Annotated in this window: 6 protein-coding genes; 1 reads left to right on the forward strand and 5 read right to left on the reverse strand. The window is 59.4% G+C overall.

The window, feature by feature from the left end; translation table 11 throughout:
- Positions 1-88: 88 nt before the first annotated feature.
- From ACMV18_RS06680 to glnE, 5 genes are all read right to left on the reverse strand, one after another.
- Positions 89-487, reverse strand: coding sequence for a hypothetical protein (locus ACMV18_RS06680; RefSeq protein WP_420817201.1), 399 nt, complete (start codon positions 485-487; stop codon positions 89-91).
- A 17-nt stretch (positions 488-504) separates the two neighbouring features.
- On the reverse strand, positions 505-1,350 hold the full coding sequence (locus ACMV18_RS06685) for a polysaccharide biosynthesis tyrosine autokinase (protein ID WP_420817202.1): 846 nt from the start codon (positions 1,348-1,350) through the stop codon (positions 505-507).
- Positions 1,351-1,425: 75 nt separating this feature from the next.
- Positions 1,426-2,883: a chain length determinant protein EpsF gene (epsF, locus tag ACMV18_RS06690; protein WP_420817203.1), complete on the reverse strand. Its 1,458-nt coding sequence runs from the start codon at positions 2,881-2,883 to the stop codon at positions 1,426-1,428.
- A 54-nt stretch (positions 2,884-2,937) separates the two neighbouring features.
- Positions 2,938-3,915: an EpsD family peptidyl-prolyl cis-trans isomerase gene (locus ACMV18_RS06695; protein WP_374257908.1), complete on the reverse strand. Its 978-nt coding sequence runs from the start codon at positions 3,913-3,915 to the stop codon at positions 2,938-2,940.
- 197 nt (positions 3,916-4,112) lie between these two features.
- Positions 4,113-7,013, reverse strand: a complete 2,901-nt coding sequence (gene glnE, locus ACMV18_RS06700; protein WP_420817204.1) for a bifunctional [glutamate--ammonia ligase]-adenylyl-L-tyrosine phosphorylase/[glutamate--ammonia-ligase] adenylyltransferase — start codon at positions 7,011-7,013, stop codon at positions 4,113-4,115.
- Positions 7,014-7,141: 128 nt separating this feature from the next.
- On the opposite strand from glnE, the gene ACMV18_RS06705 reads away from it, so the two are divergent.
- Positions 7,142-7,890: AsmA family protein (locus ACMV18_RS06705; RefSeq protein WP_420817205.1), on the forward strand; the 749-nt coding region annotated here is incomplete at its 3' end.

The raw sequence follows: 7,890 nt of genomic DNA on the forward strand, positions 1-7,890 counted from the left end.
GCCCATTGCGACGGGTACTCAGCCCGGTGCTCTTGCACCATGCGCACCGCTCGCTCACGAACCTCAGGGGAAAACTTCGGGGACTTCTTCATGGCTCCATTCTCCAGTGTTGGAGCCTCCGCGAAACCCGGGGCGCTTCAAGCACCAGATTTTTGATGGTTGTGCCGGTGGCTCGAGAAGCGTCCAGCATCATGCCGGGGCGATCTGCCGATCGCCATGTCAGGGTGGCGCCAGTCTGGCTGCACAAAGTGACGCGATCAACCAATTGAATGGTTCGCTCGACCGAGTATTCGCCGGCCAACAAGATGACCGAATCAGAACCTGCGGAGTGGATGGCCCGCTGGATATCGGCACCATCTTGTCCTGTGGCTTTGACCAACTTGCTGCCCGTGCACTGGGTGCGACCTGATGTGTCTTGAGCATGCGCGCCATCACAAGCCACGCATAGCAGCAGTGCCAGTGCCGTCCAGAGAGCTCGAGTGGGCATGCGGCCTCAATTCGGCTTCAATGATCCACGACGATGCTGCCCACGATGGTGGTGTCAGACATACGCAAGGCCCCTACGAGTGATTGCAGACTGTCAACGCGTGTGTGATTCTGGCGGGCGAGCAAAACAGCTGCACCGCATTTGGCTGCAATCACGGCACCATCCATCCCTTGCGACAAGGCGGGCGTGTCAACCAAGATGTGATCGAACTTACTGAGCAACTCTCGGATCATCAGTCCAAATGCCGGACGCTCGGCCAACTCCAGTGGATTAGGCGGCGTGGTTCCAACGGGCAGTACGAACAGATTGGGCAGCGTCTTCACGGGCTGGATGACGTTGGTCACAGCACGTCCCGTCAAGATGCTGCTCAAGCCTGTGCCTGCGTTGGCCAGATTGAAAATCTCGTGCTGACGTGGGCTGCGCATGTTTGCGTCAATCAACAAGGTTCTGCCCGATAGCTGTGAGAATGCTGCGGCCATGTTGGCAGCAAAATAGCTTCGACCATCACCACTGTTGGCACTCAAGATGGTCAAAGCCTTACGAGGCTCTGAGCCGCTGTACATCTTCATGATGAGGTGGCTTCGAGTGGTGCGAATTGCCTCAGCCTGGGGAGAAAACGGATTCTTTGCAATGACCAGCTCTTTGCTGAACATGCCATCACGTTCGCCACTGTATGGGTAGTGGAATTGTTGGGCCAACGCCCACATGACGTCGTCAGAGTTGGCCAATCCGAGCGCGACCGCAGCTTCCCCAAACCTGACTTTGTGCTCCCGTTGGTAACCCAGGATCGACTCGATCTGATCAGGTGTCAGATTGTTTGCCTTCTGGATGATCTCGCCAATGGTGGGCTCTTGGAAATGCATTTGTGCTGTTTCAGGAAAGACTGAATCAGCAGCAACAAATCCGGAATTGGCAAACTTCTTGGATGTATCCATGACTTAGTGCAAGCGACCTGCGGTACCTTGGGTGGGCAGATCACGGCCACTGTGCCCAATTTGGTCCATCGGATAAAGCAAAGCAGCTGGCTTTTTGAGCCAGGGGCGTTGTGAGTTGTCGGTGTGGCTGGATAAGTAGCCAATCACTGGGATTTGCAGAAGATTGACGACGTCTGACGTGCTGCGAATGCGACGGTCGGACAACTCAATGGCCATGGTCGTGAATGCAGCAACGATGAGGCCGAGAACTGCGCCAAGCAAAGTATTGATGCCGATGCGTGGTGACGATGGACTGGTTGGTTCCGAGGCGGAGTTGAGGATCACAACATTGTTCTGGTTGTTGCTGCCCTCCAGATTCATCTGACTTTGACGCGCTTGGATGGCATCGAACACACGCTGTGCAGCTGACACCTCTCGCTCAATGACCAGAAGCTCGTTTCGATCTTGCTTAAGCTTCAGAAGCTTGTCGCGTTGTTCGTTGTAAGCGGACTGAAGGGCGGCTTCCTTGGACTGGCTGATTTGGCTATTGGCGCTCAAGCTACTGCCAACGCGACCGGTTTCACGGCGGATTTTTTCTTTGATAGACGAAATCGTTGCACGCAGTTCGATGATGCTGGGATGATTGTCGCCGTAGCGTTCCAACGATTCATCCAGTTTGGCTTCTGCTCGGCTCAGGTCACCTCGCAAGGACAGGAGCAATGAATTGCTCATGGCGTCTGGTGATGCATCGCTGTTCTGCAAGGCCTGAGCCTTGCGGCTGCTGGCATCGGCAACAGCACCTCTCGATGCGGTCAGTTGAGATGAGAGATCGTTGAGTTTGGCTGTTTCTGCATCCAGCTTTTCATCTGTGACAACAATCCCTTTCAGGCGTTGCGCCTCAGCTAACCTGTTCTGCGCAGCTTCAAGTTTTTGGCGAGCCAAATTGGCGCGTGCCTCGAAGAAGTCAGAATATTGCTTGGCGGGCGTCGTCTTAAATTGCACCGTGGCGTCGATGTAGGACTTGGCAAAATTGTTGGCCAAGGCCGCAGCGAACTTGGGATCGATCGACTCGTAACTGATCTCGACCACGTTGGATTCACGTGCAGCTTCGACCTTGAGGTTTTTCAGCAATCGTTGCGCCAGCCAAGCCTGGTAGTCGCCTTTCGCCCCGGCTTTTTCCCACTCGGCGCGCATGGCCTCGTTGGCATCAAGTTGCAGGTTCTGGATGACTTTCTGTGCAACGTGGTTGCTTTCAATGATGTCAACCTGTGTAGCGAGATAGGCCGCTGATGGCATGACGCCGATTGCTGACGTGCCCGCAACGGGATCTACCTTCAAGTCGATCATGAGCACTGACTTGGCGGTGTACTTTTTAGGCCATACCAAACTGCCCACAAGCGCCACGGCAGTCATGGTGATAACAATGGCCGCCGCGAGCTTCCACCTCGCTTGGATCACACGCAAAAAATCAGAAAAACTCATTGTGCTTCAGGGCTGTGTTTCCGATTGGAAACTGGTCGCAGACGTTTTACAGGTTTATTTCAAACCTGACAGCCCCTTGCTGAGGGTGTTCGCATCCAAACCGTGAGATGCAGCCGCATCAGGGGCGGAGGGCGGGGGCACTGTCACTGGCGCAGAACTGGCTACGGCGCCGGAGGCAGCCTTGTCTGCGAACTTGCCGATGTATTCGATCTTGGCCGCAGCACGGAGATCTTTGATCTCCTTTTGGGTGTATTCGCGACGACGTTCGACGGTCAGGAATTGCTCAATGGCAGGCTTGGCTTGCTCAAATGTGACAGGCTGGCTCTTGGTCGCGATGACCAAAATGGCTTTGAATCCGTCCGGGGCTGTTACATACAGCGCTTCACCATCACCGACTTTGCTCAACGGATCCAGGATGTTGAGAGGCAGGCCCTCTGCAGCTTGGGTTGTTTGGGTGGCAGAGAATTTCAGCCCGCTGCTCTTCAGCGTTTCAATGAAAGCATTGGCTGTTTTGGTGGCTTTGAGGGCAGCAATCACCGTCTTGGCTTCTTCCGCCGTGGCTGGGACTGTGAACTCTTGCAGCGCATAGACCTTGCGGTCGGAGAACAGTGCGGGCTTGGTGTCGTAATACTTGCGGACCTCATCAGGGCTGGGGGCGCCTGCATGCGTGGCTGCTGCGCGCTCAAGATATGCGCGGGCCAGAATATTGCGACGCGTGGCGTCCAGCATTTGCATGACTTGCGGGTCACGATCCAGCTTTTGCTCTTCTGCTTTGGCCACTGCCAATTGCTGATCGATCAGCCCCTCCAGAATCTGGCGGCTGGCAGCTTCGGCTTGCTCAGGTTTCAGACCCTTTTGACGTTCCAGCACTTGATTGATTTGGTGAACGGTGATTTCTTCACTGTTCACGCGCGCAGCCGCTTGGCTGGCCTTGCCTTCACCTTTTTGCTTGTCTCCGCAGCCGACCACCAAAGTGGCCGCGATGACGATGGGGAGCAAGGCGAGTGTGCGGAGTGGCTGACGTGTGGTCATGATGGGGTATGAATGAGGGGCACAAGTGACCTGGTGGACCAAGACACTTGTGCATGATCGCGCAGAAGGCGCTGAAGTTCCCTGGGGTTTTGTCCGGACGCTCAAATGAGTGGCCGCAGCGCCCCTTGATCAGAGGTGCTGTTTGCCGTCAAGTTGTTGCGATGGGGGCACAGCCCCATCTTCGGTGCATGACGTTCTCAGGCGCCAGGGAAAACGGCCTGCCACAGTGACAGGACTGCGTCACGGCTTTGTTGACAGGCCTCAGCTGCAGCCCCCTCCAGTTTGGTGGGGGCCTCGTCCAGTCTTGCACGGTGTTGAACACGGCGCAATTCTCGGTAGGCTTGTCCGGCCGCCATGCCAATGCCGGCCGGCAGCAAGCCGGCTTGCTCGGCCCGTTGCAACAAAGCGATGTTGCCGACGTTGTCCATGAGTTCCGGGTGAGCATGGCTGTGCGTCAGGACCAGATACTGCACGGCGAACTCGACATCAATCATGCCGCCAGGGCTGTGTTTGATGTCAAATTGCGTGGCGGGGCAGGCATGCGCCTCACGCAGCTTCATGCGCATGGCCAAGACTTCTTGCGCCAGCGCGGCTGCGTCCCGAGGGGTCGACAGGACGGAGCGACGGGTCTCTTCGAAACGGGCGTTCAGTGCGGGTTCACCGGCGCACCAGCGAGCCCGGGTCAGCGCCTGGTGCTCCCAAGTCCATGCGGTGTTGCTGCCGCGTTGGCGCTGGTAGTCGTCGAAAGAGTGGAAGCTGGTGACCAACAGCCCAGAATTGCCGTTGGGGCGCAGCGCTGTGTCGATGTCAAACAGTTCACCAGCGGCGGTCCGCAACGTGAGCCATCCGATCAGCTTGCGTGCGAACACGAGATAGGCGTCGATGGCCGTGGGGGTGTCCGGTCCTGCATGGGGGTCTGGGGCATCAAGCGTTTCGTCAAACAGGAAGACGACGTCCAGGTCGCTGCCATAGCCAAGCTCTTTGCCGCCCAGTTTGCCGTAGGCAATGACAGCCAGATGAGGTGGACGCCCCACGGCGTATTGCGCCTGTTTGCCGGGGCGCTGCTGGAGATGGCTCCAGGCCCACTGAATGGCCACGGAGAGGGTGGCATCGGCGAGGGCTGACAAGTCATCGGCCACTTGCTCGACGGTGATCAAGCCCTCCACATCGCGAACCAGGGTGCGGAAGACTTCGGCATGGTGCGCACGGCGAAGGGTGTCCAGCAAGGCCTCTTCGTCGGCTTGCCCGGCACGTTCCCACGCGGTGTGGCGCTCTTCCAGTTCGCGCTGGTAGGCCGCTGGGTCAAAGCGGCCATCCATCAGCCGAGGGTCGGCCAATTCGTCGATCACGCCCGGGTGCCGCAGGAGGTAGCGCATGGACCACTTGGCCAGTCCAAGCAGGCGCAACAAGCGGGTCAGCACTTCACGACGCTCAGCCAACAGAGACAGGTAGCTGTCTCGGCGCAGCAGCGGGTTCAGCCAATCGATGAAATGGATGACCGCGTCGGCACCCAGAGGGCGTGACGTGTCGGTGCTGGTTTCATCACCCAATGCAATCAGGGTGGCGCGACCGATCAGCTTTGCCAGACGAAGCTTGGCCGCATCAGACAGGATGGCGACTTTGTTTTGGGCAGCAAACTGTTTGACGTGTGAGGCGATGGGCTCCGGCAGTTTGGCAATGAACTCGTCACTGTCGACCGGCAGGGCGGGGCCCCCGCAATTGCGACAGCCTTGCTTGTCACTGCTGCTGCCACCACGTCCGTCATGGAGCAAGGAGTCGAACTCGTTGGCGACCAGTTCACGCACTTGGCACAGCACGTCCAGCATCTGGCATGTGGCGCTGCGGCAGTCAGGGCGCTCAGCGGAGCCGGTTTCTCTCGCCTGAATGCCCAAGCTGTTGGCGATCCACTCCAGATCGCGGTCCTCGGTCGGGAGGGTGTGGGTCTGCTGATCGTCCAGGTACTGGATGCGGTGTTCAATGCGTCGCAGCAGGGTGTATGCCTGCGCCAAGCTGTCGGCCATCTCTGCCGAAATCAACCCGCGTGCTGCCAGGCGCGGCAGGGCTTTCAGTGTCGACCGTGTGCGAATTTCGGGAAACTGGCCGCCGCGAACCACTTGCAGCAGCTGCACTGTGAATTCGATCTCACGGATACCGCCACGAGCCAGCTTGACGTCGTTGGCGCGTTCGGGGCGCCCCGCGGCCCGACGCGTGGCCTCGTCTCGGATCTTGCGATGCAATTGACGAAGGCCTTCAAACACGCCGTAGTCCAGGTAACGACGGTACACAAAGGGCATCACCAGATTGCGCAACTGCAGTGCACGCGTGTGGTGTTCGCCGCCGGGCATGGCGCGGCGGGGGGCAATGATGCGGCTCTTGAGCCAGGCGAAGCGCTCCCACTCGCGGCCCTGCACGAGGAAATACTCTTCTAGCATGCTCATGCTGACCACGGACGGACCCGAGTTGCCATTGGGGCGCAGCGCCAAGTCCACCCGGAAGACAAAGCCGTCTTCGGTCGTGTCCCCAATCAGGGTGGATAGCCGTCTCGCGATTTGACTGAAATACTCGTGGACCGTGATGCGACCGCGGGTGATGCCGTTGTCTTGGATGCCGGCGGTTTCACCATCGTCTTCGTAGACGTAGATGAGGTCGATGTCGGAAGAAACGTTCAGTTCCCGCCCACCGAGCTTGCCCATGCCGATGACCCACATGTCGATGCGCTGGCCGTTGGCGTCGAGGGGGGCGCCGTGTTTGAGGTCTAGCTCGGCTTCGGCGGCGGCCAGAGCGTGGTCCAGCGTGACTTCAGCCAACTCGGTCACGGAGGCGGTGATCTCCAGCATGGGGGCGCCGCCTTCGACGTCCAGGCATGCCAGGCGTTCCATGACGAGGTGGCGGGCCACGCGCAGGGCCGAGCCCAACTCGCGCCCTTGCTCACGCAGATGGTCGATCAGGGTCGTGATCTCGGCGGTGCGGGGCGTGCTGGGAGCCGTCTGGGCGAACCGGGTGATCTCGTCGGCGTAGCGGCGGCGGACACGTTGGACGTAGCGGGAGTGGGCCGCAGGGGTGGCGGTGGGTACCGCATCGAATGGGAAATCAATCATGGACCGTGTCGCCGGCGAAGAGGTCTGTGCTAGGGTTATCGCTTGTCGATCCCTGGGGCTGTACTGGCAATGGTAGAGCAGCAGTCAGGCCACGTTGTAGGTGGTTCGACGGATGAACTGTCTGATCCATGTCTGAAACTCCTGCTTCTCCTGAGCATTCACCGAGCGCTGCGCCCCGGCGACACCATCCCTTGTGGTCCTCTGCCCTGAGCATGGGGCTGGCCACTCGACGCGTGGTCCGCATGGGCTTGAGCTTTATGGGGGCGGTGTTGTTGCTGGCGGCCGTGGCGTGGGCGGTGTTGCTGTTTCAGATTCTGCCCCGTATTGGAGACTGGCGGCAGGACGTTGCCGAACAAGCCACGCGGGCATTAGGGGTGACGGTGCGCATTGGCGCTTTGCAGGGGCATGCCGATGGCATGTGGCCGGTGCTGAGCCTGCGGCAAGTCGAACTGTTGGACGATCGGGGGCAGGTGGCCTTGTCCTTGCCGGAGGTGTCGGCACGGGTGTCGTTGGCCACCTTGTCACCTCAGGCGCTGTGGGCGGGCGAGGTGCGTCTGGATCGCCTGGAGTTGCTGCGTCCGGATCTGGATGTGCGTCGCGACCGCCAGGGGCGGTTGCATGTGGCGGGCCTGCGTGTGTCGAGCCAGCCTTCGGGAGGGGATGGCACGTCGGCGGGGGCTGATTGGGTGTTGTCGCAATCCCTCATTCGGATTCGCGGGGGCAGTGTCCGCTGGACTGACGAGCTCCGCGGCCGTCCCACCTTGCGGCTGCAGGGGGTGGAGTTGGCATTGCGTCATGGCCTTGGGCTGGGACGACGCCACCATGAATTGAGCCTGACTGCGACGCCGCCGCCGGAGTTTGGCCAGGCGTTGCGTTT

The sequence above is a fragment of the Aquabacterium sp. genome, assembly GCF_048860245.1.
Taxonomy (GTDB): Bacteria; Pseudomonadota; Gammaproteobacteria; order Burkholderiales; family Burkholderiaceae_C; genus Aquabacterium.

Bases quoted from the DNA above. Each gene is read 5' to 3' on its own strand.
- ACMV18_RS06680 (WP_420817201.1), bottom strand. From the start codon at position 487: ATGCCCACTCGAGCTCTCTGGACGGCACTGGCACTGCTGCTATGCGTG.
- glnE (WP_420817204.1), bottom strand. From the start codon at position 7,013: ATGATTGATTTCCCATTCGATGCGGTACCCACCGCCACCCCTGCGGCC.
- ACMV18_RS06685 (WP_420817202.1), bottom strand. From the start codon at position 1,350: ATGCATTTCCAAGAGCCCACCATTGGCGAGATCATCCAGAAGGCAAAC.
- ACMV18_RS06695 (WP_374257908.1), bottom strand. From the start codon at position 3,915: ATGACCACACGTCAGCCACTCCGCACACTCGCCTTGCTCCCCATCGTC.
- epsF (WP_420817203.1), bottom strand. From the start codon at position 2,883: ATGAGTTTTTCTGATTTTTTGCGTGTGATCCAAGCGAGGTGGAAGCTC.